Annotated in this window: 21 protein-coding genes and 3 pseudogenes; 14 read left to right on the top strand and 10 right to left on the bottom strand. The window is 59.9% G+C overall.

All coding sequences use genetic code 11. The features are described 5' to 3' along the window. Window positions 1–72 precede the first annotated feature (72 nt). Together phaeop14_RS19085 and phaeop14_RS19080 are read right to left on the bottom strand one after the other, a co-directional pair. Window positions 73–1,536 (bottom strand): multicopper oxidase family protein, encoded by a 1,464-nt coding sequence (locus phaeop14_RS19085; RefSeq protein WP_096790629.1) that lies wholly within the window; start codon window positions 1,534–1,536, stop codon window positions 73–75. Between the two features lie 131 nt (window positions 1,537–1,667). Beyond that, complete coding sequence (locus phaeop14_RS19080; RefSeq protein ID WP_040171834.1) at window positions 1,668–2,603, bottom strand: hydrogen peroxide-inducible genes activator; 936 nt, start codon at window positions 2,601–2,603, stop codon at window positions 1,668–1,670. A gap of 260 nt (window positions 2,604–2,863) precedes the next feature. Between phaeop14_RS19080 and katG the strand changes: the two genes are divergently transcribed. Continuing rightward, the gene (gene katG / locus phaeop14_RS19075) at window positions 2,864–5,032 is read left to right on the top strand and encodes a catalase/peroxidase HPI (RefSeq protein ID WP_096790628.1); all 2,169 of its coding nucleotides are present in this window, start codon (window positions 2,864–2,866) and stop codon (window positions 5,030–5,032) included. A 212-nt stretch (window positions 5,033–5,244) separates the two neighbouring features. Here the strand turns inward: katG and phaeop14_RS19070 are convergent, their stop codons facing one another. Beyond that, window positions 5,245–5,694, bottom strand: coding sequence for an RrF2 family transcriptional regulator (locus phaeop14_RS19070; RefSeq protein ID WP_096790627.1), 450 nt, complete (start codon window positions 5,692–5,694; stop codon window positions 5,245–5,247). Window positions 5,695–5,842: 148 nt separating this feature from the next. Here phaeop14_RS19070 and hmpA point away from each other — a divergent pair, with 148 nt between their 5' ends. From hmpA to phaeop14_RS19025, 8 genes are all read left to right on the top strand, one after another. Further along, on the top strand, window positions 5,843–7,033 hold the full coding sequence (hmpA, locus tag phaeop14_RS19065) for an NO-inducible flavohemoprotein (RefSeq protein WP_096790626.1): 1,191 nt from the start codon (window positions 5,843–5,845) through the stop codon (window positions 7,031–7,033). Between the two features lie 503 nt (window positions 7,034–7,536). After that, window positions 7,537–8,664, top strand: a complete 1,128-nt coding sequence (locus tag phaeop14_RS19055; RefSeq protein ID WP_244905865.1) for an ATP-grasp domain-containing protein — start codon at window positions 7,537–7,539, stop codon at window positions 8,662–8,664. A 46-nt stretch (window positions 8,665–8,710) separates the two neighbouring features. Continuing rightward, window positions 8,711–10,132, top strand: coding sequence for an FAD/NAD(P)-binding protein (locus tag phaeop14_RS19050; protein WP_158524521.1), 1,422 nt, complete (start codon window positions 8,711–8,713; stop codon window positions 10,130–10,132). Further along, the gene (locus phaeop14_RS19045) at window positions 10,132–11,214 is read left to right on the top strand and encodes an AbrB family transcriptional regulator (RefSeq protein ID WP_071233290.1); all 1,083 of its coding nucleotides are present in this window, start codon (window positions 10,132–10,134) and stop codon (window positions 11,212–11,214) included. The genes phaeop14_RS19050 and phaeop14_RS19045 overlap by 1 nt, the downstream gene beginning before the upstream one ends. Continuing rightward, window positions 11,207–12,394 carry an ATP-grasp domain-containing protein gene (locus phaeop14_RS19040; protein WP_158524487.1) on the top strand — a complete coding sequence of 396 codons (1,188 nt, stop codon included), beginning with the start codon at window positions 11,207–11,209 and terminating at the stop codon, window positions 12,392–12,394. Before phaeop14_RS19045 ends, phaeop14_RS19040 begins: the two co-directional genes overlap by 8 nt. 71 nt (window positions 12,395–12,465) lie before the next feature. Beyond that, window positions 12,466–13,506: a 4-hydroxy-2-oxovalerate aldolase gene (gene dmpG, locus phaeop14_RS19035; protein WP_040171852.1), complete on the top strand. Its 1,041-nt coding sequence runs from the start codon at window positions 12,466–12,468 to the stop codon at window positions 13,504–13,506. Continuing rightward, complete coding sequence (locus phaeop14_RS19030; protein ID WP_052463883.1) at window positions 13,503–14,414, top strand: acetaldehyde dehydrogenase (acetylating); 912 nt, start codon at window positions 13,503–13,505, stop codon at window positions 14,412–14,414. Before dmpG ends, phaeop14_RS19030 begins: the two co-directional genes overlap by 4 nt. 57 nt (window positions 14,415–14,471) lie before the next feature. Then, window positions 14,472–15,731 carry an aminotransferase class I/II-fold pyridoxal phosphate-dependent enzyme gene (locus phaeop14_RS19025; RefSeq protein ID WP_096790622.1) on the top strand — a complete coding sequence of 420 codons (1,260 nt, stop codon included), beginning with the start codon at window positions 14,472–14,474 and terminating at the stop codon, window positions 15,729–15,731. Window positions 15,732–15,780: 49 nt separating this feature from the next. On the opposite strand, the gene phaeop14_RS19020 is transcribed toward phaeop14_RS19025, so the two are convergent. Beyond that, the gene (locus phaeop14_RS19020; protein WP_096790621.1) at window positions 15,781–16,998 is read right to left on the bottom strand and encodes an MFS transporter; all 1,218 of its coding nucleotides are present in this window, start codon (window positions 16,996–16,998) and stop codon (window positions 15,781–15,783) included. 117 nt (window positions 16,999–17,115) lie between these two features. On the opposite strand from phaeop14_RS19020, the gene phaeop14_RS20135 reads away from it, so the two are divergent. Beyond that, entirely contained in the window at window positions 17,116–17,532 is a 417-nt protein-coding gene (locus phaeop14_RS20135) for a tyrosine-type recombinase/integrase (protein WP_416011768.1), read from the top strand. Window positions 17,533–17,556: 24 nt separating this feature from the next. Beyond that, window positions 17,557–18,751 (top strand): annotated as a pseudogene (locus phaeop14_RS19010) (IS91 family transposase). A 199-nt stretch (window positions 18,752–18,950) separates the two neighbouring features. Here phaeop14_RS19010 and phaeop14_RS19005 read toward each other — a convergent pair. From phaeop14_RS19005 to phaeop14_RS19775, 4 genes are read right to left on the bottom strand one after another with little or no spacing between them, the layout of a single operon-like run. Further along, on the bottom strand, window positions 18,951–19,457 hold the full coding sequence (locus phaeop14_RS19005) for a nitrilase-related carbon-nitrogen hydrolase (RefSeq protein ID WP_096790620.1): 507 nt from the start codon (window positions 19,455–19,457) through the stop codon (window positions 18,951–18,953). 42 nt (window positions 19,458–19,499) lie between these two features. Beyond that, window positions 19,500–20,381 (bottom strand): alpha/beta fold hydrolase, encoded by an 882-nt coding sequence (locus tag phaeop14_RS19000; RefSeq protein WP_096790619.1) that lies wholly within the window; start codon window positions 20,379–20,381, stop codon window positions 19,500–19,502. Window positions 20,382–20,426: 45 nt separating this feature from the next. Further along, window positions 20,427–21,035: a DMT family transporter gene (locus tag phaeop14_RS19780; protein ID WP_193438284.1), complete on the bottom strand. Its 609-nt coding sequence runs from the start codon at window positions 21,033–21,035 to the stop codon at window positions 20,427–20,429. Further along, window positions 21,020–21,358: a hypothetical protein gene (locus phaeop14_RS19775; RefSeq protein ID WP_193438283.1), complete on the bottom strand. Its 339-nt coding sequence runs from the start codon at window positions 21,356–21,358 to the stop codon at window positions 21,020–21,022. The genes phaeop14_RS19780 and phaeop14_RS19775 overlap by 16 nt, the downstream gene beginning before the upstream one ends. Before the next feature lie 139 nt (window positions 21,359–21,497). Between phaeop14_RS19775 and phaeop14_RS18990 the strand changes: the two genes are divergently transcribed. Then, the gene (locus phaeop14_RS18990) at window positions 21,498–21,719 is read left to right on the top strand and encodes a helix-turn-helix domain-containing protein (protein WP_096790618.1); all 222 of its coding nucleotides are present in this window, start codon (window positions 21,498–21,500) and stop codon (window positions 21,717–21,719) included. Window positions 21,720–21,879: 160 nt separating this feature from the next. Here phaeop14_RS18990 and phaeop14_RS18985 read toward each other — a convergent pair whose 3' ends face one another. Continuing rightward, window positions 21,880–22,149: a DUF1272 domain-containing protein gene (locus phaeop14_RS18985; RefSeq protein WP_082035052.1), complete on the bottom strand. Its 270-nt coding sequence runs from the start codon at window positions 22,147–22,149 to the stop codon at window positions 21,880–21,882. 62 nt (window positions 22,150–22,211) lie between these two features. On the opposite strand from phaeop14_RS18985, the gene phaeop14_RS18980 reads away from it, so the two are divergent. Next, on the top strand, window positions 22,212–23,195 hold the full coding sequence (locus tag phaeop14_RS18980) for a GlxA family transcriptional regulator (RefSeq protein WP_096790617.1): 984 nt from the start codon (window positions 22,212–22,214) through the stop codon (window positions 23,193–23,195). Window positions 23,196–23,783: 588 nt separating this feature from the next. On the opposite strand, the pseudogene phaeop14_RS20145 reads toward phaeop14_RS18980, so the two are convergent. Beyond that, a pseudogene (locus tag phaeop14_RS20145) lies at window positions 23,784–24,557 on the bottom strand (DUF4158 domain-containing protein); the annotation flags it as partial. 44 nt (window positions 24,558–24,601) lie between these two features. Here phaeop14_RS20145 and phaeop14_RS18970 point away from each other — a divergent pair. Further along, window positions 24,602–25,056, top strand: a pseudogene (locus phaeop14_RS18970) (recombinase family protein); the annotation flags it as partial. Window positions 25,057–25,060 lie beyond the last annotated feature (4 nt).

Genomic DNA, 25,060 nt, shown 5'->3' with positions numbered 1-25,060 from the left:
ACCGGCTGTCGTGGGTGCTTCGACCTGCAGCCGCTGCTGTCCCCCTATCTGGAGGACGGCTGACAGGGCCAATCAGGCCAGCACCCGGATATAGCCCGCCAGCCCGGTTTTCTGATGTTCGATCACATGGCAATGGAACGCCCAGTCGCCGGGATTGTCGGCGACCAGCGCGACCTCAATGATTTCGTCCTTCAGCAGCAGCGCGGTATCGGTCCAGTTCGACGGCAGCGTCCGCTTGTTGGAGCGCAGCGGGCGGAACACCAGACCATGCAGATGGATCGGATGGGCGTTCGGGCTTTCATTGCGCAGTCGCAAAATGACGCTTTCGCCGCGATTGAACACCGCCAGCGGGCCGGCACCGGGGGTCTCCGGATCGGCGGCATCGCCGGGCCAGGGTTTGCGGTTGATCGACCAGAACGTATAGCCCAGCGAACCGCAGTAGCCGTTTTGCGGTGCGCCGCCTTCGGGCGTCCAGCCAAAGATCAGATCCTCAACCCGTGCATTGGCCAGATCGGGTTCCGGCACATCATTGGCGGGCAGGGGGGGCAGCTCAGCCAGATCGCGACCAAGGTTTGTCCCGGTGGCGCGGATCCGGGCGAGCCGTCGCGGCCCGCCGGGAAAGGCGGTCATGACGTCGACATAGGCGCCCTCAATGCGGGGCATCTGCAGCGCGATATCCAGGCGTTGGCCGGGTGACAGCAGGGCAGGGGCCTGATCGGTGGGCCAGTCAATGACCTCGCGCAGCGGGTGACCATCAGCGGCGATCACCTGACCGTTGGCGCCTGTCACATAGGGTTTGTAAATCCGCGCGGTATCTGTGGCCGCAAGCCGTAGTCGCACTAACCCGCCGGTGGGCGCCTCATAGATCGGGTCACTGTCCCAATTGGCGGTGATCACGGTGCCAAAGGTGCCGGAGCGCGCCGCCCCCCGCGCGGTCCAGAGTTTCAGCCAGTCGCCATTGGGGCGCAGGCGGAAATCCCGCAGGTTCAGGGCGACATCGGCGTCAAATCCGGGGTCTTCCGCCTCTTCCACCACCAGCACGCCGGTCAGTCCCATGGCCATCTGATCCATGGTCATGCAGTGCGGATGATACCAATATGTGCCCGCGTCCATCGGGGTGAAGTGATAGTCAAAGCTCTCTCCCGGGCCGATGGGAAACTGGGTCAGATAAGGCACCCCGTCCATGGCATTGTCCAGCCGGATGCCATGCCAGTGCATCGCCGTGTAATCGGGCAGCGTATTGGTGACCCGCGCGGCAAAGGGCTGGCCTTGTTTGAGGCGAAGGACCGGCGGCGGGCCATCAGGGCGGGTGGAGATCAGCCCCTCCGTCGGGGCGTCGGCAATGGTGTAGCGGGCCTGCTGGATATGTAGGGGCAGGGGGGCGGTCGTGGGGTTGGTGCTGGCGTGCGCTTTTGCCTGGGCCGAGGCGGTGATCTGCGCCCCAGCGAGGCCAAGCGGGGCCAGCACCCCGGCGGCGGTGCCCAGTTGCAGGGCGCGGCGACGGTTGAAGCGCGGGGAACGACGGGCTGAGGTCATGAGATCACCGGGTGTTGCTCGGGTGTTGGCGGGGCAGGGGATTGGCTGCTGTGGCTGTCGGGCGCAGGCTAGCGGCTTTGCCCGGCGGGGGTAAGATCCGGCGCGCAGGCTGCGACGGAATACCCCGGTTTCTAAGGGGCCACGAGCGATCCGCGGGCGGTGCGCAGAACCGCCCCGATTTTGCGGAACAGATCGGCGCGCACGCTGGTCGGCCGCCAGGCCAGGGTGACCCGGCGCGGGCAGGCATCGGCTAGCGGCGTCATCACCACGTCCTGACCTGCTGCCACCCCGGCATCAATGGCCAGATCGGGCAGGAGGGTGATCCCCAGCCCCTCGCTCACCATCGAAATCAGGGTAGAGAGCGAGGTGGCGGCAAAGCTCTCATCCTGTTGAATATCCCGTTCGGGAAAGGCGCTGAGTGCGTGGCGGTGCAGGCAATGCCCCTGCTCCAGCAGCATCAGCTGGCGCCCGTCCAGATCCGCGCCGCAAATGGTGGCGCCGGGGATCTGTGGTGGTGTGGGATCGGTTGGCGGGGCCGCCAGATGGTAGCCATCGTCAAACAGATGCAGCGTGTCCAGCCCGGCGGGCGCATAGGGTTCGGCATAGATCGCCAGATCCAGCCGCCCGCTTTGGACCCCCTCCAGCAGCTGGCCGGTCATTTCCTCGCGCAGATAGAGTTGCAGATCGGGAAAGCTGGATTTCAGCGCAGGCATGGCGCGCGGGATCAGGAAGGGGCCGATTGTGGGGATGGCCCCCATGCGCAGGGTGCCGCCCTCCGGGCTGGCCTGGGCGGCGGCCAGTTCCTCAATCTCGCGGCTGTCCTGCAGCAGCTTGCGGGCGCGTTCGGCGATCTGGGCGCCAACCGGCGTCAGGATGACCGAGCGTTTGGTGCGCTCTGCCAGGGTGACGCCCAGTCGCTCCTCCAGCTCCCGCAGGCCGACGCTGAGGGTGGGCTGGCTGACATAGCATCTCTCTGCTGCGCGGGAGAAATTCAGCTCATCCGCAACGGCCACAAGGAAGCGCAGCTGCCGTAATGTGAGGCTGGTGTTATAGGGTGCGTCTATCATGGGGCGGTTTTTAATCCGTTTTTACGGGGGCGGGCAAGCGGTGCCCATGTAGGGTTCCACCCCGGCTGAGGTGGCATGTGTCAGAATGATCCGCAGCGGAGGACGAGACCTGTGATAGCTATTTTCTATATAAGAAATCCTGATTTATCATTTCTGATAATCACACCCCCCTGTTAGCCTTTGCCCGAGAGATCCGGTCCCAGCGCTCTGCAAAGGGGGGACCACCGGCTCATCATGACCCAAGACCCAGGAGAGACAACATGCAGCAAGGTGACGGACACACAGGCGGAAAATGCCCGGTTCTGCACGGAAGCAACACCAATACCAGCGCCGGTGTGGCGGATTGGTGGCCCAATGCGCTGAACCTCGACATTCTGCACCAACACGACCGGATGACCGATCCGATGGCAGAGGGGTTTGATTACCGCGAGGCGGTAAAATCGCTGGATGTTGAGGCGCTGAAGGCCGATTTGACCGCATTGATGACCGACAGTCAGAGCTGGTGGCCTGCGGATTGGGGCACCTATGCCGGCCTGATGGTGCGGATGGCCTGGCATTCGGCCGGCACCTATCGCGCGGCGGATGGCCGGGGTGGGGCGACCACCGGCAACCAGCGCTTTGCACCGCTGAATTCCTGGCCCGATAACGTCAACCTCGACAAGGCGCGCCGCCTGCTGTGGCCGATCAAGCAGAAATACGGCAACGCGCTGTCCTGGGCGGATCTGATCGCACTGGCAGGCAATATTGCCTATGAATCCGTTGGCCTGCCAACCTATGGGTTCTCCTTTGGTCGCGAGGATATCTGGTCGCCGGAGAAGGACGTCTATTGGGGCGCGGAAAAGGAATGGCTGGCTGCCGGGCGGTATGAGGACGGCGCGGATCGCGACTCGCTCGCCAATCCGCTGGCGGCGGTGCAGATGGGCCTGATCTATGTGAACCCGGAAGGGGTCGGTGGGGAACCGGACCCGCTGCGCACGGCGCAGGATGTGCGGATCACCTTTGAACGCATGGCGATGAACGACGAGGAAACCGTGGCATTGACCGCCGGCGGTCACACCATCGGCAAGGCGCATGGCAATGGCCGCGCCGACGCGATTGGCGCTGATCCGGAAGGCGGCGGTCTGGCCGAACAGGGGCTTGGCTGGAGCAACAGCAACGGCACCGGCCATGGGCGTGACACCATGTCCAGCGGTATTGAAGGGGCCTGGACCACCAATCCGACCAAATGGGACAACGGCTATTTCTACCTGCTGTTCACCTATGACTGGGAGCTGAAGAAAAGCCCGGCGGGCGCCTGGCAGTGGGAGCCGGTCAACATCAAGGAAGAGGACAAGCCGGTCGATGTGGAGGATTCCTCGATCCGTCACAACCCGATCATGACCGATGCGGATATGGCGATGATCAAGGACCCGGAGTATCGCAAGATCTCTGAACGGTTCTACAAGGATCCGGCCTATTTCGCCGATGTGTTCGCCCGCGCCTGGTTCAAGCTGCTGCACCGCGATATGGGCCCGCGCGAGCGTTACATCGGCCCGGAATCACCGCAGGAAGATCTGATCTGGCAGGACAATGTGCCTGCGGGCAGCACAGCCTATGATGTCGCCGCGACCAAGCAGCTGCTACGCGATTGTGGCCTGCCGCAGGCTGAGATGATCGCGACCGCCTGGGACAGTGCGCGCACCTTCCGTGGCTCGGATCTGCGCGGTGGTGCCAATGGGGCGCGCATTCGCCTGGCGCCGCAGAAGGACTGGGTCGGCAATGAACCGGCGCGTCTGGAGCGGGTGCTGAAAACCTATGAGGTGATTGCCGAGCAGACCGGCGCCAGCCTTGCCGATGTGATCGTGCTGGGCGGGGGCGTCGCAATTGAGGCCGCTGCGGAGGCTGCCGGTTTCGCCGCTGAGGTGCCCTTTGCCCCCGGTCGTGGCGATGCCAGCGCCGAGGCGACGGATGCCGCCTCCTTTGCGGTGCTGGAACCGGTGCATGATGCCTTCCGCAACTGGTTGCAGGGTGATTTCGCCGCCTCGGCGGTGGAGATGATGCTGGACCGGGCCCATTTGATGGGGCTGACGGCGCAGGAGATGACCGTGTTGCTGGGCGGATTGCGGGTGCTGGGCGTCAACCATGGCGGCAGCAAGCACGGGGTTTTCACCAACCGCGAAGGCGCGCTGAGCACCGATTTCTTCGTCAACTTGCTGGACATGGGCAATGTCTGGCGCGCGGCGGGCGATGAGGTCTATGAGGTGGCCGACCGGCAGAGCGGCGATGTCAAATGGACCGCCACCAATGTGGATCTTGTGTTCGGCTCCAACTCCATCCTGCGCGCCTATGCCGAGGTCTATGCCCAGGACGACAACCGCGAGAAATTCGTCGAAGATTTCATCGCCGCCTGGACCAAGGTGATGACCGCCGACCGCTTCGATCTGCACTGATCGACGCAGACACAACGCAACCCCGTCCGGCAGTTGATGCCGGGCGGGGTTTTTTGTTCCGGGAGAAAAAGCACCGGCGCCGATAATAAACTGAGACCCTGACGCGTAACCCTTAGGTGAGCGGCCCGGCATGGGCAGCCCGGTCTGGCGGTGACACCGCGAGGTGCAATCTGATGACAGGCAACCCGCGCTGCCTCTCCCTGTACACCTCGTTACACCTGAGGCGTTGGATCGGCGCCGTCACCACCGTCCAATAGCGGGGTCAGTACCGGGGCAGGGGCGGCGATCAGGTCACTGAGATGATAGGCCATCAACACATCGGTAAACGCTTGCGCCGCCTCGCATAAGACACCTTTCAGACGGCAGTTTCCGACCAGAAGGCATCTGCTGCAATCGACGATCTCCATCGGTTCGTTCATGGCTTGAACAACGTCCCCGATGCGAATCTCCGACGGCTTCCGACCGATTTGGACCCCGCCGGAGCGGCCGCGAATGCTATGGACATAGCCGTGACGGACCAGCTCGCTGATGATCTTCATGACCGAGCTGGCAGGCAGCTGGTGCATGCGGCTCAATGTCTCAATTTCAAACTGCTGATCGGGCCGTGTAGCCAATAAAATAAGGAGTCTGAGGGCATAGTCTGTTTTCAGATTGAGCTTCATCTCTGGCTCCGGATGGCGGGGTCTGCGGGGGTTTAATATTCATTCTGGTTGAATGTTTGTATAGCACAAATATACATTCACTTGAGATGAATGTTTTAAAGCCGCCCGGACGTCCCGGATTTGGCAAATGCAGAGAAGGATCAGACCAATGGCACAGCCCCTGTCAGAGCAGAGCAAGGCGATTGTGACCGCAACCGTTCCCGCACTGGAGGCCCACGGCGGCGCCATCGTGGCGGAGATGTATACCCGCCTGATGGCGGATGAGGACATCCGGGCGCTGTTCAACCAGTCGCACCAGCAGGGTGACTCCAGCCAGCATGCGGCGCTGGCCAACGCGATCCTTGGCTATGCCCGCAATATCGACAATCTGGGCGCGCTGAGCAGCGTGGTGGAGCGGATTGTCAACAAACATGTCAGCCTGCAGATCAAGCCTGAACACTACACCCATGTGGCCACCGCACTGCTGGGTGCGATCAAGGCGGTACTGGGGCAGGCCGCAAGCTCGGAGGTGCTGGAGGCTTGGGGCGAGGCCTATTGGTTCCTGGCAAACCTGCTGATCGAGGCAGAGCGCAAGATGTATGATGATATCGCCAATGCCGAAGGCGGTTGGGAGGGCTGGCGCGAATTTGCGATCACCGGGATTGTACGCGAAAGCGCCTCGGTCAAATCTTTCGTGTTGCGCCCGGTGGATGGCGGGCCGGTTCTGCGGCATCAACCGGGACAATATCTGGCCTTTGATTTTGATCACCCGGACACTGGCAAGGCGCGGCGCAACTATTCGATCTCCTGTGCGCCCAATGGCGAATACTACCGGATCTCCGTCAAGCGAGAGCCGGGTGGTGTGATCAGTGGCTGGCTGCATGAGGTGGCGACCGAGGGCACCGTGCTGCGGGTGGCCGCCCCGGCGGGGGATTTTGTGCTGAAGGACCGACCAGAGGGCGAAGTGGTGTTGCTGTCTGCCGGTGTCGGGCTGACGCCGATGGTCGCCATGCTGGAAACACTGGCGGCCAATGATCGCAGCGCCACCTACCTGCATGCGGCGGTGGATGGTGACAATCTGGCGATGGAGGGGCTCAGCAAATCCTTGGCCAAGCGCAGTGTGATCTTCCTTGAAACGCCGAGTGACGCGGACCGTGCAGCGGCGCGCTATGATGTCGAGGGGCGGATCACCCCGGATTGGCTGGCGGCTAATACCAATACGGCAATGTCCGATTACTACATCTGCGGCCCCAAAGGGTTCATGGCGATGGCCATCGCAGGGCTGCGGGCGGCGAATGTCGATATGGATCGGATCCATTTCGAGTTTTTCGGTCCGGCGGAGGATCTGGGCGTTGCCTGAGGGTTGCCAGAATCACGGGTGAATCATTTTGGGTGACTCTGTCGCTCAAAGATATCGATGGCCGTGGCGGAAAACCGCTGCGGCCATCATGCTTTGAAGACCCTCTTTATGGGGTTGTCGAGGTGGTTGTGCAGTTGCGGCATCTGGTCACCTTGTCGCTGTATGCAATGGGATGCGGGCTTTATTGGCCGCGCAAGAACGCCCCAGAAAAAGGGAAATCCGCCTGACGTGGTGGCGGAAAACGCTCACCTTTACGTTGTGTAAGTTTCACAAAACTGCCGCTTGACGGATAATAAACATCCTGTAAGTTGCGTAAAAACACGTAATAGGCGAACGAAACTTTCCATCAAAGCCTATTGAATCATTACCAAAGGCTCCGTCCTGCCATGAATATTATTCTATTTTTACCGCCAAAAATCCTTCTACAACATGGAGTTACGGATTGGGTTGACGCTATCGGCCCGCAGAGTGTGATATTAACCTGTGCCAGCGCCAAAGAGGCATTGACGCGCAGCGCCCAGGATGGGCTGGATATCCGCTTCTTTCAAAATTTCAACGATAGTCCAGAGGTTGAACTGGCGGCGATTGATATTGCGCGATCGCTGTCGGACCCGCTGTGTGTCGCGCTCGCTGAGATCGACGTACTGCGGGCGGCGCGGGTGAATGACTACCTTGGAGTGTCCGAGAATGCTGCGGCGCAGCTAGAGTTGTTCCGTGACAAACATGCAATGAAGATCCGGGCGCGGGACGCAGGTCTGCCAGTCAGCGAAATGGCGGTGGTTCGCAGTGCGCTGGACATCCGTCACTTTGTCGACAGGCTGGGTTATCCGGTTGTCCTGAAGCCCCGGGACGGGCGCGGCTCCAACGGTGTCTGCGTGATCCGGGATGATGCGGCTCTGGCGGACTGGCTGGCGACGCAATCCAGTTCCACCTTCTACAACACGATGATCGAATGCTTTGTTGCGGGGGACCACTATATCGTCAACGGGCTTTATGTGGCCGGGCAGCCGATCATGGTCTCGCCGGTTCGAGTCATGACTTCGGCGCTGGATTTCCTTGGTGGGCGGTCACATGACCTGCATATGCTGGAGGCGACAACACCACTGCGCGACCGGCTGGTCGCCTATTCCCGTCGCCTGATCGAAGAAGTGATGCCCTCGCCGCCAACGCTGTTGTTTCACCTGGAGGTGTTCGTCAGGCCAGAGGGGCGGATTATTTTGGGGGAGATCGCCTCGCGACTGGGCGGTGTGTTCTTCAATCAGGAAATGACCGAGGCCTGGGGTATCGATCCGCGCATGACCTACCTCAAGGCGATGAGGGATCCCAGTTTTCAACGGACACTGAGGCCACAGATGATGGCGGAGCCGGAGCGGCTGGTTGGTCAGCTTTGCGTGCCGCCACGAGAAGGTGTGCTGCAAACTGTGCCGGAAAATTGTCCGTTTGACTTTGTGCGGGCCTATCGGATGAGCGGCGTCGTCGGGCGACATTATGGTCAGATGGCCTTCACCAATGCTGAAATTCTGAATGCCATCGTCGAAGGCCGGGATGAGGCCGAGTTGCGCGCGCGTCTGCGGCAGTTGGAGGATTGGTTTCACAGTGCCTGCCAGTGGCAGACTGCTGCGGCAGCCTGATCAGCCCACCCGCCCCATCCACGAAGCCCAAAAAAGGATGTCCCTTATGAAAATCGCCGTGCTAGGCGCGGGTTATGCCGGTGTCTCGGTGCTGGAAAATCTGGTTGCCACGCTGCCCGACCTGTCGGTGCTATCACTGGATGTGTTCGACAAGAGCCGCAGTTTCGGGCCCGGTGTGGCCTATCAGGAGGATGCCGAGACCAATCTTCTCAACCGGCCTCTGAAACTGATGTATCTGTCGCGCCGCAATGATTTTCGTGATTGGCTTGTGCAGACCGGTGCCCGGGAGGCAGCGGCGGATGAGGATGGGTTCCTGCAGCGGGCGATGTTCGGACGGTTCCTGCAAAGCCGGTTCGACGAGCTGTGCGGGATGGTGCGCGGTGCCGGTGGGCGGATCCGCATCATCGGAACCGAAGTGGAGGCGATTGCCCCCAGCCGCCGCCCGGATGCGCTCTATCAGCTGTCCTGGAACGGCAGCGGGTCCGATTATGACATGGTGTATCTGTGCCTTGGCACCAATCTTGAAGCGGACCCCTATGGGCTCAGCGGCACCCCCGGTTACTTTCGTTCGCCCTACCCTGCGGCGCGGCTCCAGGCGCTGCAGCAGTTGCGGGTGGGCATATTGGGCTGCCGTCTGACCGCCTACGACGTGGCGCTTGGTGTGGACGGCCGCAAGATGCTGATAACGTCGCGCCGGGCCGGGCTGCCCAAAGCGGTCACTGCCTACCGTCCGGTGACGCTGGGCCATCTGACTACAGAGGGGCTGGCGGCCTTGCGGGAGGGCTCAGACGGCGGGCGCGTTTCACTTTCGGCGGTGATGGAAGTCTTTGAAGCTGAGATGCAGCATCAGGGGGTGGATGTTAGTTTTGCCGATCTGCTGCGCGGGGTCGACAGCGCCGACAATGATCTGGTGTCGAGCGTCCTGGCCGAAACGAATATGCTGATCCCGCAGCTTTGGGCCAGTCTGAGCGACCGTGCAAAGTCAGCGTTTCTGCGCCACTTCCATCGGCTCTGGTCGAATATGCGGGTGCCGATTTCGCGCACCAATGCGGATCGCATTGCGGGCTTGCAAGCCAGCGGTGCGCTGAGCCATCGCAGTGGTCTGCGCGATGTCACCTTCTGTAAGGGATGTTATCACATGGAGTTTGCCGATGGCACTGTTGAGGTGGACGCTGTGGTCAATGCGACGGGTCTGCAACGGGGGCTGGATGAGGCCAACCCGCTGATCCGCAGCCTGTTGGATCAGGGGTTCGCCGAACGGGATGCAACCGGCGGTATCAAGGTTCAGATTGAGGATTGCCGGGTCACCACCCGTGACGGACGCCCTTCGCCGGGATTGTTTGCGCTGGGTCAGCTGACCTGCGGAACGTTTTACATGGTCAACAATATTGATGTGATTCATCATCAGGCCCGGATCGCCACCCGCTCTGCGCTGGCCCCGGTTGACACCCTGCGGAGCGTGGGTTGATGCTGCGGAATTTTGCTATCACCCTTCTGTTGGCCTGCGCCGGGTCAGCTCTCGGCTATCTGAGCGGGCTGCCCTTGGGGCAGCTTCTAGGGGCGGCGGCGCTGGTTCTGATAGCCTGCCGGATGGGATTGGCGCTGGCGACGCCTCCCGCGGCAATCGTGGTGATCCAGCTCATTCTGGGGGCCAGCGTTGGTGCGCTGCTCAATGCCGAAATGCTTCAGGGGATGGCGGATCTGACCATCCTTGCGGGGCTGCTGATCTGTATGTCAGCGCAGTTGGCGGTTGGTTTCACCTGGCTATATCGGGTCGAGAAATGGACCCGCACCGAGAGTCTTCTCGGGGCGGTGCCTGGTGCCATGGCAGCGGTAATGACCTTGACCGGGGAGGAGGGCAAGACATCGGCCAAGATGGTTTTCGCCCATATGGTGCGGATGATTGCGCTACTGGTTGCGGTGTTTTTGATTGCCGGGCCGCAGGAGGAGACGCTGGAGATAGCCGCGGTGCCTGATGGGCCTGATAACACCGCAATTTGGGCCGGGTATGTCTCTTTCTTGCTGCTGGCAGCAGGCGCCTATATCGCCGGACGAGTGCTGGAACGTTTTGCCATGCCGGCACCCTATATGGTGACCGGGTTGATGCTGGCGGCGGGGGTGAACCTCTGGCTCGGGGGCGACCCAATTGTGGTACCGGAGCCGCTGGTGCTGTTTGCTATGGCGCTCCTTGGCGGGCTAATCGGCATCCGGCTGAAAGATATCACCCGTCACGATATTGCCAGCTACCTGCGGGCCGGGCTGATCGTCACCTCAATCACTTTTGGCATCACAATCGCTATGGCGTTCGGGTTTAGCCTGCTGACCGGTCAGCCGTTTCTGGTGTTGTTCATGTCCTGGGTGCCCGGCGGTGTCGAGGTCATGGTTGCGACAGCGCTCGCGTTGGGATTGGAGCCTGCTTTTGTAATGCTGAACCATGTGCTGCGCATGTCGGTTCTGCATATCGCGCCGATGTTCATGAGCCGCGATTTCTTCCGCCCCGACCCACAGGGCATCGAAAAAACTACAGATGAGAGGGGGCGTCATGTCTAAGCCCATGCAGAACATCCTGATGGTCGGCGGGCGTGACCATACCTTTTTCCGGATTGGCGAAATGGGGCTGCGCTACAGCGCACTTCAAACCCGTGCCCATCTGACCGATCACCTCCTGGATCATGCCGAAACCGTCGTGGTGACAGAATATGAGGATATCGACAGCAGTGTGGCACTGGCAGAGGCGCTGCACCGTAAAACGCCATTTGATGCGGTATTCTCCTTTGCCGAATATGGTTTTCTCACGGCTGCGCATATCGCTGAGGCGCTGGATCTGCCCAGCAACTGCCAGGTGGCGACGGTACAGCTGACCCGCAACAAGTTGCGGATGCGGGAGGCGCTGCGCGCCTGCGGCATTGCGGATGTGCCCTTTGCCCGAATAGGGACTGCGGAAGAGATCGCCACTTTCGCCGCCCGCCATGGTGACTGTGTCATCAAACCGGCGGAGGGCGGAGGCAGCGAAGGCGTCTATTTTGTCGATGCCACGACGGATATCAGCACTGCGCTGTCCCATGCATTGCAGGTGGGCCGTGAGGAACTGATGGCCGAAGCCTTTATTCCCGGCGCGGAATATAGCGTCGAGACCATGTCGGTGGAGGGCGAGCACCGCATTCTGACCATCACCGAAAAATCCACCAGCGGCGCGCCCTACTTTATCGAAAGCGGCCATGTTCAGCCCGCCGCATTGAGCGACGAGGACGCAGCCTGCATCGGTGAGCGGGTCCGCATATTGCTGGATGCGGTCGGCTACCGGACCGGACCTGCCCATACCGAGGTGAAGGTGAGTGACGGGGAAGTCTATGTGATCGAGACACAGACACGCAATGGCGGCGATCAGATCTGGGAGCTGACCCTGGAGACCACCGGTGCCGATGTCTTCAAGGAGACGTTTGCCGCAATCTTGGGGCTGGACTATAGTGCGCCCCCCGCCGCCGCGCAGGCGATGGCGATCCGATATATATTCGCGCAGGACCGGGTGTTGGACGCGATCACAGGACTGGACCTCGCCGCGCGAGCAGAAGGCGTAACGCGCGTGCATTCCTCTGCCGAACCCGGAACCCGCTATGATACCGTGTTGTCTGCTGCATCGCGGGTGGCCTATGTGCTGGCCCGCGGTGACAGCCGGGAGCAGGCCCTCGCTCATACCGAGGCAGCCGTAGCCCAGATTGAGCTGAGGTAATCCGGCAGGATCGCGCAGCCCCCCTTTTTACTTTCATCATTCATCCCTGATCCATGACAAGGAGCCAGACCATGGCCATTGCCATCCACGACCCGACTCTGCGCGACGGTAATCACGCCATTGCCCACACGCTCAGCCTTGATGATATCGCCGCCTATTGCCAGACCGTTGATGACTGCGGGCTGGATGTGGTTGAAGTCGGACATGGCAATGGTCTGGGGGCGTCCTCCTTACAGCTCGGGATGGCGCGCCATGCGGACCGCGAGATGCTGAACACCGCCCGCGCAAATTTGACCCGTACCAAACTGGGCATTCATGCGATCCCGGGTTTTGCCAAGATTTCCGATATCAAGGCAGCGATTGATATCGGCGTTGATGTGTTCCGCATCGCCTCACATTGTACCGAGGGCGATCTGACCCAGAGCTATATCGAATACGCCCGCAGTCAGGACAAATATGTGCAAGGGGTGCTGATGATGACGCATATGGCCCCTGCGGACGTGCTGCTGGCGCAGGCACAGCGTCAGGTTTCCTATGGTGCAAACGCCATTGTCCTGATGGATTCCGCAGGCAATTACGACCCGCGTGACACCCGCGTGAAGATTGGTTTGCTGGCCGCTGAACTGGGGGTTCCAGTTGGCTTTCACGCGCACAATAATCTGGGTCTAGCGATTGCCAATTCCGTTGCTGCCGCCGAAGCCGGGGCGACCATATTGGATGGCACCCTGCGCGGGTTTGGGGCTGGTGCCGGCAATACCCAGCTGGAGGTGCTCTGCGCTGTGCTGGAACGCTATGGGTTTGAGACCGGCACCGATGTGTTTGCGCTCTGCGAAGCGGTGGAGGCGCTGCCGGATCTGCCTCCGGTGCAGCGCCGTACGATCGTGGGAACCTCCAACCTGATCAGTGGCATCTACGGCGTCTGCGCAGGATTTGAAAAACACGTGACCCGCGCGGCGCAGGATTTTGGCGTCGCCCCCCGGTTTATCTATGAGGAACTGTCGCGCTGCAACGCTGTTGCCGGACAGGAAGACCTGATCATCTCAGCAGCGGCGCGCCTGTCGAAATCTGCACCTCAAACACCGACGCATCCCCGTGAAGGAGTGACGACATGACCCTAAAAACCGCCATTATCGGCAGCGGCAACATTGGCTGCGACGTGTTGTGCAAAGTACAGCGCTCGGAACTGCTGGAGTGTACGCTTTTCGCAGGGCGCAATGCAGCCTCACCGGGGCTGGCATTGGCCCGTGAACGGGGTGTTGCGGTGACGGATCGCGGCGCGGAGGGGCTGTTTGCTGCACTCGACACATTTGATCTGGTGTTCGACGCCACATCCTCGGCCGCGCATCAATCCCATGCGCCAATGCTGGAGGCGGCAGGGAAGGTGGTGATCAATCTGACGCCGGCCCCCAATGGCGCGCTTTGCGTGCCGTCTCTGAATGGCGATGATCTGCTGGCGGCGCGCAACATTAATATGATCACCTGTGGAGGTCAGGCCTCGATCCCGATTGCGCAGGCGATGACGGAGGCCAACCCGGATATTCATTACCTTGAGGTGGTCTCCTCAATCAGCGCGGAAAGTGCTGGACCAGCGACACGGCTGAACCTCAATCACTACATCGAGACCACCGAGAGCGCTCTGAGACAGTTCACTGGCTGCTGCAACGTCAAAGCGATCCTGAACATCAACCCGGCCAAGCCCAATGTTTATATGCAGACTGCGATTTCGGCACTGGCGGCGCAGCATGATCTAGCAGCGACCGAGGCGGCCATCGCCAGGGCCGTGGCGCGGCTGCGGGCAGCTGTTCCAGGCTATGACGTGATTGTCGAGCCACATGTCACCGGGGATCGGCTGTTCACGATGGTGCGGGTGACAGGGGCCGGGGATTATCTGGATCCGTCTGCGGGCAATCTGGACATCATCACGGCTGCGGCCACGAAGATGGCCGAAGCGGTCGCCCGTGATCGGGGCGAGCGGGGGCCAGCTCCGGCGGAGGCATTGGCGATGGAAAGCGTGGCGTGATGGCTCATCTGGATACCCACACGGCTATGGTCTTTCCCTTTGTTGAGCGAGGCCACCATGCCTGACCTGGCCACGGACCATCGCAATACACCCTTTTGCCCGATCCTTGAGTTGGCGGGCCGCATTCAGGCGCGCGGCAAGCCCGTGGTCGATTTCTCGATCGGTGTGCCCAATTTCACGCCGCCGCAGCGGGTCTATGACGCCGCCATCGCGGCCATCCATGCGGATCAGTGCCGGTATGGCCCCAGTCGCGGGGAGGCGGGACTGATCGCCGCGTATCTGCATTATTTAACCCAGCTGGGGCAGGATCAATTCGGTCCGGAGAGCATCGCCGTGGGGCAGGGGGGTAAACACTTGCTCTATTCTCTGTTTCAGGTGCTGTTCGAACCCGGTGATACCGTGGTTATTCCCGCGCCCTGCTGGCCGACATATTTTGACATCGCGCGGCTGAGTGGAGTGGCGGTGCGCACGCCATACTGCGGGTTGCAACAGGGCTATAAGTTGGATCCGGCAACGTTGGAGGCGGCGTTGGGTGGACGGGTCGTGGCGCTGGTGCTGAACAACCCATCCAACCCCACCGGTGCACTGTACAGCCGGGCAGAGTTGGCGGCTTTGGCCGCAGTGCTGCGCCGCCACGATGTCTGGATTATCAGCGATGATGTCTATCAGCGATTTGTCTATACGGATGAGCATTGTCCGCATCTGCTGGATATTGCCCCGGATCTGGCGCCGCGGATCATCAAGGTGGACAGTATCTCAAAGCTGTATGGGATGCCGGGCTGGCGCGCGGGGCTGCTGGCGGCGGCGCCAGAAGTGGCGGAGGCTGTGACGGTGCTGAACAGCAATTCGATCTCAAATATGCCGCCCATGGTTGCTGCCGCGGCAGCGGAGGCGCTGGGTGGCGACCAGGGGTTTTCGCAGCGGATGACGTCTGGCTACCGGGCTCGACGTGACCTGTTGTTGACTGCCTTTGACAGCGCACCGCAGATCCGTTGCGCCCGCCCCGGGGGGGCCTTTTACCTGTTTCCTGACATCTCCCGGGTGTTCGGGTCCATGCATGGGACGCAGATGATCAGCACCGATGAGGATCTTTGCGATCTGCTGTTGGACAGCTACGGGGTTGCAGCTGTTCCCGGGCGCCACTTTGGGGCACCGGACAATATCCGCCTGTCTTATGCGATTGATGTGGATCAGGTGCGGCAGGGAGCGAGCCAGATCTTGCGGTGCCTGGCTGAGCTGGAGGAAAGACCCAAAGCTCAGCGCTCGTCTCCTACCCCGCCGACGGCAGGGGTTGCGGCGATGGAAACGGTGTCCTGACAGAGATGTGGCGGGCAGGTTTCTGCCTGCCCGCTCTCGTCCCGCCTGGTCAGTCCAGCCGCAGCCGGAAGGTGGCATAGGCCAACAGTAGAAGACAGCAGGTTGCCGATAGCACAAACGGAGCGCGCAGGGCGATGTCACGGCCCAGGTCATGCTCCAGCAGCGCCACCACAGTGCCACCGGCCAGCGCGCCCAATGGCATAGACCCCCAGCCAAAGCAGCGGTAGATGCTGTTCACCCGGCCCAGCAGCTCGGAGGGGATGCGCCGCTGGCGCCAGGACACGGTGATCACATTCCAGACCATGGCTGCCGCCATCACACCAAACATCGCCAGCGCCATGACGACACCGTTGCTGCTGATCCCGATCAGCGCATAGCCGACCGCCCAGCCTGCAATTGACAGATATAGACAGGGCTGCACCCCGATCAGACGGCTGAGGCGCGGTGCAATCAGGCTGCCCGTCACGGCCCCCAGAGCGGCAACTGACAGGACAAACCCGTATTCCGTCGCGCTGAGGCCGAGCACCTCCTGCGCAAAGAGCACCTGAACGGTGATGGTTGCAGTGGCGAGGAAATTGGCGATGCCCAGCACGATGGCAAGACGCAGCAGCAGGGTGTCGCTGCGCATGAAGCGGATGCCCTGCATCAGCGCCTTGCGAAACCCTTGCTGGACCGGGGCACGGGGCGACAGGCTGATCAACCCGACAAAGCCCGCCGCCAGCACCAGCGCCACCACATCAAGCCCAAAGGGGATGGCAATGCCGGCTGCAATCAGCAGACCTGCCAGAGGCGGGCCGATGAACTGACCGGTCAGTTGCTCGGCCGTCCACATCTGGCCATTCGCCGCCTCAAGATCGGTGGCGGCGACAATATCGGGGAGGATGGTCTGGGCGGCATTGTCGCGGATCACCTCCGCCGCCCCCAAGACAAAGGCCAGCCCGGCCAGCGCCCAGATTGCCCCCGGCACTGGCTCGCTGAGTGCCAGCATCAGGATCGCCAGCACGATCACCGCACGCAACAGATCGGCGCGGGCGATCAGCTTGCGCCGGTCGGTCATATCCGCAATCACCCCGGCAGGCAGCGCAAAGAACAACCACGGCAGCCGCCCGGCGGCGGCCACAGCGGCGATGGCCACCGGATCACGGGTCATCAGCGTGGCCAGCCAGGGCAGCGCCAACAGGATGAACCCATCGCCCAGATTGGTCAGCGCCCCGGCCGTGAACAACAGGCGATAATTGCGATTTCTGAGCAGAAGAGGGGCGGCCATCGGTGCCTCCGGTTGTGCAGTTGGTCTGATGCTAGCGCCTGCTTGCCGGGCTGTCACGGGGCGGGGCCGCATGACCAGCATTGGCGGCCCGGCTAGGTCTCAGGATGATCCGGCTGCTTGAGGCGCCCGACCGGCTGGCAATGGCTGAGCAACGGTGGTGATGCGCACCATGATCCACGGAAAGAGCATATCAGTGCGGTTCGGTATCTTGCCGAGTACCTTGGGCGGGCGCCGGATGCTGCGGTGTTCGAAGACTTGCGCGCCTACCAACTTCATATGATGGACACGCCCGTCACGCCATCGACTTATAACACGCGACGTGTCGGGCTGCGCTCAGCATTTCCTCTGGCACCGGGCGTCGCGTGTCAGAGCTTTGCGACCCATCTTCTTGAAGCGGGGACAGACGTCCGCGTGATCCAGGTTTTGCTCACACACGCCAATCTGAGCACGACGGCGCGCTTCACCCATGCTGCAGCCAAGCTGATCCGCGACACCACCAGCCCCTACGAGTTGCTGGTGCAACTTAAGGGCTGAAGGGTGGAGTGACGGGCTGAGACGTTGCCGCGCCCGAAGCTGGAGGTTGCTGATATCTTTCGCACTCATGGTCCTGCCTATCAGCGGGCCAATGCTGGCTTCTGAACCTGAGCCAACTGCGCGTCATGTCAGCGATTGAGGCCTGCCGCACAGAAGCGCTCGGCGGGCATGTAGCCGCCTGCAGCAAGTGCAACCATCCGCATATCGCTTATACCAGCTGCAAGAGTCGGCATTGTCCAAAGTGCCAGGCACCTGCGGCCCGCGACTGGATGGCAGCACGTGCCGAAGACCTGTTGCCCGTCGCGTATTTCCACGTGGTCTTCACGCTCCCGGCGGAGATTGCACGCATTGCGCATTGGAACAAGCGCGCGGTCTACGGCCTCCTGTTCAAGGCGTCGGTGAAGACAGTGGCGACCATCGCTGCCGATCCCAAACGCCTCGGCGCCCGCGTTGGCATGACCAGCGGGCTGCACATCTGGCGATCAGCGTTGACCCATCACCCGACATCCACCTGATCGTCCCAGGGGGTAGGCTGTCGCGGGGCGGCCGCCGATGGGTCGCGCGCAAGCCGGGGTTCTTTCTGCATGTACCCGTGCTGTCGCGGCTGTTCCGGCGGTTGTGTGTCGAAGGGCTGATGGCCTTGCACAGTTTCGGACCGCTGAAGGTAATCCGCGATCTCATCGATTTGACGGACGCCAACGCTTTCGCTAAATGGCTGGCCCCGCTGTGCAAAGTGGATTGGGTGGTCTATGCTAGGCCACCCTTCGGCGGGCCAGAGGCGGTGCTTGCCTGCTTGAGCCGGTACACACATCGCGTCGCCAGCTCAACCCATCGGCTCGTCAGCGCTGACGCCGACACCGTGGCGTTTAAATGGAAGGATTACCGGATCAAGCGCGGGGACGGGAAGAAGGTGATGCGCCTGCCGCCCGACGAGTTCATCCGCCGCTTTCTGAGGCCTGTGCTGCCAGACCGTTTCCACCGCATCCGCCACTACGGCTTCCTCGCGGGCAGCGGGCGCAACGAGAACGTCGCTCAGATCCGCGCGTTGCTCGGGGACATCAAATCCGTTGAACCATACCAACCGCCTGACGAAGCGCCATCGCCCCTCACGTTGCGCGAGCCATGCCCTGACTGCGGTGGGCCAATGCGCATCATCGAGACCTTCCAGCGTGGGCAGTTACCTCAAACCCGAGCGCCACCAAGAAAGCAGGCCACATGATGAATCGCAAATCTTCTGAGCATCCTCTGATCCGACACGCAACATGCCGGTCAAATACAAGCTTTGGCTCAATGCCATCAACGCGTCGCGGCGGGAGCAGGGCTATTGCGACACAGCACACGAGAATGCTCAACCCTATGTCAAAAAACCCGACGCTGAGCCTCCAAACTCAGAAAAACCCGCAGAACTCCAACCTGTATCAGGGACCGGAGCCCGCGCTTTCCCCATAGCACGGCGCTGGCGTCCCGCGGCTTCCACCAATTCCCCAACTGAGTCGTTCTTCGTATGTCGGCATCAGCTTGTGATGAACCGACGCAATTTGACCGTCGGCGTCAATGAAAACGCAAGAGCAACAATGCGTGTGATTGCCACGGTCAGCGGTGCGTTCTGCGATGCCTGGCACAACCGCGATCTTACGTTGGTCTGCGGTCCTGCAGATCGGCGACAGGTGTCCGTCCGGAATTGAGACCGATTGCGCGAGATAAAGCGCATGCAAGTCTTTTTGAATGCCGGAATCAAATCGAGCAGCATCAGCGCGCGTCAACCACAAAGGATATGCGGGTAAAAGTGTTTCACCGAGCGCAACCAGATGTGCGCCTTTGTCTGCAGCTCGCCCGATTGTCTTGATATTTTTCTTTGTCGTTGCTTTGCGGTCGAGAAAGACCGGAGCTAGGGATCCTACAATTCTAATGGTTTCAACCGGCATGAACCGAAATTACTTCAATAGGACATGGATCAATTTATCGGTCTATAGAGAGCCAAAAAAATGTTTAATCTCCTGTTCCGAATAGGATGGCCGTTGATAGTGCACAAAGTGGCCGGCATTTGGGACTGGCTTAAAGTCCAAGTTCGAAAAATACTCATCTAGTTTGTCTGCATATTCGACTTTCAGGAAAGGCTCGTCTGCTCCCCAACGTACACATGTCGGTGTATCGATTGAGGGAACCGGCGGTGCTTCGCCTTTCATCATGGCTAGGCGAAGTGGGTGGAATGCGGCGTACCAGTTGAAGCCTCCTTGCAGATTGCCTGGCTGAAGGAAGTTGTCCACCCAGACTTCCAGGTCATCGTCAAAGACGTTCGGATCCTGAGCCCAGTGTGCAAGCAGATTTTTCAAGTAGATACGAACCGTTTCGCGACTCGATCCGATAAGCTCAGCGGCCCATTTTTGCTGATGAAAGCCCTGGTACCAGATCTCGTTGAAATTCTCTGGTGCGATCTGCCTTGCGCCAATACCGGCATAGGGGATGTTGAAGAAAAACAGCCCGTCGACACGATCAGGAAACTGTCGCGCAAACGAATGAGCTATAGTCGCCCCAATGTCGTGGCTGACAATACCGACTTTCTCCAGCCCAAGTGCATCGAGCAGGCATACGAAGTCGGTCAGGTGGCAATCAAGCGTATAAGCCTTGTCAGCAGGCGCGTCGGGTTTCTCACTCTGGCCAAAGCCGCGCAGATCGGGTGCGATCACGTCAAACGCGGTGCTTAGCCCGGGAATGATTTTATGCCATGTGTACCAGAACTCCGGCCACCCGTGCAGAAGAACTAATGGGCGGCCATGCCCCTGTCTGACATAGTGGAGGCTAATCCCGTTCACATCCGCAAATTCGTGCTGCCAGTCTGTCTTATCCATGATGCACCAATCTTTCTTTCTTCAGGCGTGGTTCGTACTCCGCTTTCAACTTCGCCTATCGCATCCAGCGGTGAGGTTCTTTGTCCGGGGGCTTGCTTTGACCAGCCCGATGACTGGTTCCCACAATCCGGCTAATGATATTACTCCTATGCCTGTGATCTCGCGCAGCCCAAAAGGTTCTCCCGCCCAGATGGCGGCAGTTACGACACCCGCGCTGATCTCGGTCATGAACAAAATCCCGAGCAAACCGGGGCTGAGCAAGGTTGCGCCCCACATCACAGCGAATGCCGGCGGGACCACAAGAAAGCCCACTACCGGCACCAACCAGGGCAGTACATTGACAACGGTTTGCCAATCGGGTGCAGAATATGTTCCTGCCTGCGGAAGGGATGTCAGCAGAAGCGCGGCGAAACTGCCCCAAGCAAAGTAGGACAGGGTAAAATCCAGCCCGTTGTTCTTGTCATCGGATCGCATTCGTACCGCAGCCAAGGCCCAGACGATACCTGCCGCCAACCCCATCACATCTCCGACGTTGAAGGTCCAATAAAACCCGGCATCAAGTTCCAAAACGATCATCAATCCAACCAGGCCCAACCCGATCGTACCCCATCGCGTGGCTGAGATGGTCTCGCCGATCGTCACGCGTGCCAGCAAGGTGCTCCAAAGGGGGTTAGGTAATACAGCAGCAGCGCCTGCACCACATCGGTGAAGATAAGCGCCCCGGCATAGAGCACCAGCGATGCTCCCGCTAGCATACCGGAAAAATTCAGAGGCCAACCACCTCGCATCAGGTTCCGCCATCGCAAGAAGTAGATCGGAAGCAGGAGCAGTGTGGGGATTAGATAGAACAGAAACACGGCCCAGGCGCCCGAGACACCTGCGTCGGTCAGGGCACGCAAAGGGATCCAATAAATCCCCCAGACTAAGCCGGACCCCGCAACAGCCACCATCGCGGTATGTTCGATATTCCGTTTCATATTGAGTGAAGTCCTGTCTTGAAGCGGCCACAAATCCTCATTTCTTCATTCCACAATCTGGCAAGGCACACTGGCGGATTCCGGACCGTGAAATCTGACAAGCTTCGACAAGCCTGCTGGCGGATGTTGGCTTGGGAACATGTTGAGTTTCGACGAATGTGAAACCGCGCGGCTGCTGGACGGCGGGGATACAAAGACATCCGATATTGCCTTTCAGGCCGGGTTCGGCAGCATTCGTCAATTCAATTCGGTTTTCTCTGCGGCTTGCGGCATCCCACCTAGCGAATATCGCGCGCGCCCGGCGCAGCGTCCCGGAAAGCAAATCCAGGGCTCGCGCAAGAAAACTGGAACCAATCATTGACGGGTTTTCCTGCGTGACTGCGGTCTTTTTTGCACATCAGGGAATTGAAATGTAAGCATGGCGAAAGTGTCGCTGACGTTTGCTCGGATCGCGTAGTGTGTTGGCATGCTGAATGATCGGAGAAAAAGTCGGACAAGGCGACCATAGGCTGATGAATTGATCATTTGGTCGCGTCTGGGAAAAGGGTCTTATACCAAGACGCATTGCTGTTAATGAACCGCTTGTCAGACGGGGGGTTGTCTCTCAGGAAACTCGGTGGCCGGATCGGCCGCCGCACCTGATCACCGCCACAGTTCGGGCAAACCCCTTGAAAAAATGTATCGCTGCACTCGGCACAAAATGTGCATTCAAAGGTGCAAATGCGGGCATTTTCGGTCTCTGGCGGCAGGTTTACGCCGCAACATTCACAATTCGGTTTGAGAGCCAGCATACCAGCGACCTTTCTGTAGGGCATGTCTAGACTATCGAACGAAGCTTGGCATAAATGACAATATGCCCTCTAAAAATGCCAAAACTCCGAAGACGGTTCTGTTTGTCGTTTTCCCACAGGTGAAACTTCTTGATATCGCCGGTCCGCTACAGGTCTTCTCGGATGCCAACGACGAGATAGAAAATTGCTACGAAGTTGTTGTCGCTTCATCGGGGGGCGGCGACACGCCTACCGATACGGTCTTGCCGGTCGCAACCCGCGCACTCGAAGACTGCCGTGCGCTTGTCATTGATACGTTGATCATCTCAGGCGGTGAAGGTGCGTACGCTGCATCACAAAATCCGGATTTACTGGATTGCATCAGGTATCTGGTCGCACGTAGCCGGCGAGTGGGTTCGGTTTGCACTGGTGCCTATGTTCTGTCAGCGACCGGATTGTTGGAGGGCCGTAGGGTTGTGACCCATTGGAACGACTGCGCGCAGTTGCAATCCGATTTCCCGCATATATGCGTTGAAATGGATCCGATCTACATAAACGACGGCTGTTTTTGGTCCTCCGCTGGCGTCACAGCGGGCATCGACATGGCGCTCGCGATGGTTGCCGAGGATTGCGGAAAACACGTTTCGCTGGCGCTGGCGCGGTCACTGGTTGCCTACATGGTGCGACCTGGGGGGCAGTCTCAGTTTAGTGCGGTTCTGACCAACCAGTCGAAAGATACGATGGGCCAGTTTGATGAGTTGCATACCTGGATCGAGAACAACCTTGCGTCGCGGATCAGTGTTGAGAAACTTGCGACAATCGCAAAAATGAGCGCCAGAAATTTTTCACGCGTCTACAAATGTAGGACCGGTCAATCTCCCGCCAAAGCCGTCGAGACGATGCGTGTGGATGCCGCGCGCCGGCTACTGGAGGGCAGTGGATTGCCGGTTAAAACGATCGCCTTAAAGACTGGATTTGGTGATGAAGAACGTATGCGGCGCGCCTTGCACAGAAGCCTGCATGTTTCGCCAAATGAATATCGTGAGAGGTTCAATTCCTCCAACTGAAATCGTTCCAGTCGGGCGAAGCTTCCCGGATGCTATTCAATGACGACGACAACATCCGCCTCGACCTGGGTTTGCCAAACGGTATCCCCTTGCGGTCAATATTGGCTGCGCTTGGGTCGACTGTCCACGATCCTGACCGTGTTTAAAGCGCTTCGTTTCCTTTGCCCGTCGTTGCAACCAACCGTCCGCCAGAATGGTCGGAGCAATACTGACTACCCTATGGCCGTCGGGCATTTCACCGAAGACCAAAACCCAAAAAGGATGCAAAGTTCAAATAGACGTGACAAAAATTGCAATAACCTGCGTATGTGGCGACCAACATTAGTGCAAGCGCGGCGGACAACCGCACTGACCACTCCTAGATTGTGGAGTCGGATTGCGCGAAGGGTAGATTTGAAAATCGCCGAGTTCGGCGCGATTGAACCGCCGTTTTGGGGAAGTCCGCTGCGTTGCCGAAACGGCCTCGCCATCATCGCAAGGGTTATCTGCACAAGCAATGTCCGCACCAGCGAAAGGCGGGTGAGTCCCGCGTCTTTCGCGTTCAAGCGTGGTGCAGCGTATGTCGGTAGTGACCATCACCGCTTCTTCGGCCATCTTGCTCAACCCGAGGTTCAGCCTCTCGGCCAAGAGCACATTCATCAGGCTGATCTTGTCTTTCGGCGGTGAACCGGTGCGCAGGTGGGTGAACGCATCGGTGAACCCGGTCGCCCCATCCACCGCCAGCATGATGTCGGTGATCCGTGTGTCTGGAACGCGCTTGTATAGATCGAACAAGGGAGCGGCTGCGTCAGAAGGTGCTTTGTTGGCAAACGGCTCAGGCTGAGAACGCCATCCTTGATCGCGTCGCCCGGAATCGCGCCATTCTTCGCTGCCACCGTTATTGGGATCAAAACCTGTTTCAGGTCACCATAGCGCCGAGATTGCTTAGGCCACACATCGTCTGATCGAAGGGCATCCCGCAGATGAATACACGCGGTCACTTCCCAAAGGCGATTCGCGGGCACCGCGGCCTGAAAATGCCCGATAGCCGTACGAGCTGCGCAGTGCTTCGATGTGTTCCTGCCGGGTTTGCCGTCGTGCGGCATATGAAAGCAACGCCTCACCGGTGAGACCCAACTGATCTCCCATGAAGGCAAGCGCATCATGAGAGATCAGTTCGCCCGATGTCAGCGCTCGTCCTGGATATTTCAGCGCGCATAGCTGAAGCGCAAACCCCAGTCTGTTTTTCGGGCGGCGGCGCTGATTGATCTGCTCCAAGTCTTCGTCAGGCAAAGTGTAGAGCCGCAGAAGCGAGGGTTCATCAGAGGGAAGCTCAAATAACGATGCACGTTGTCGTTCGGTCAGAAGATTGCGGCGGGGCATTAAAATGTACCCATTGAACAAGTGTCTGTTTGCGACAATAGGCACGCCAGTTGCGCGATTTGGCCGGATTTGCGGAGCGTGGCGGTTATGCAGTGATGGGCGTTTTTAAGGAAACCGCGTCTGGCACCAAGTCGGACCGCGTGGAGTGATCAAAAGTCATGGAGCTGGCCCATGCCCGGAGTGTCGACGCTGTGCTGGTCACCGAACTATCCCGCTGGACACGCCACACGGGCGCATGATGGCAACGATGCTGGCTGGGATCACGCAGTTTGAGCGAGACCTGATCAGCGAGCGTGTGAAATCCGGCCTGGCTGCCGCCAGAGTGTGTGGCAAAAAACTTGGACGTCAGCCGGGACGGCGTCCAAAATCAGACCTACTTGCTCCGGATGTTCTTGCCGCGGTTGAAGAAAGTCGTAGTTCTCGCTGGATTGCACGCAACCTCGGCATCAGCAAGAATACCGTGCTCAGCATCGCCAAACGGCATTGCGAGAACGCTTAGAGTG

Origin of the sequence: Phaeobacter piscinae (assembly GCF_002407245.1) — a bacterium.
Classification (GTDB): domain Bacteria; phylum Pseudomonadota; class Alphaproteobacteria; order Rhodobacterales; family Rhodobacteraceae; genus Phaeobacter; species Phaeobacter piscinae.
The sequence above is the reverse complement of the archived record's forward strand: the minus strand, read 5'-3'. Positions and strand labels throughout refer to the sequence as shown.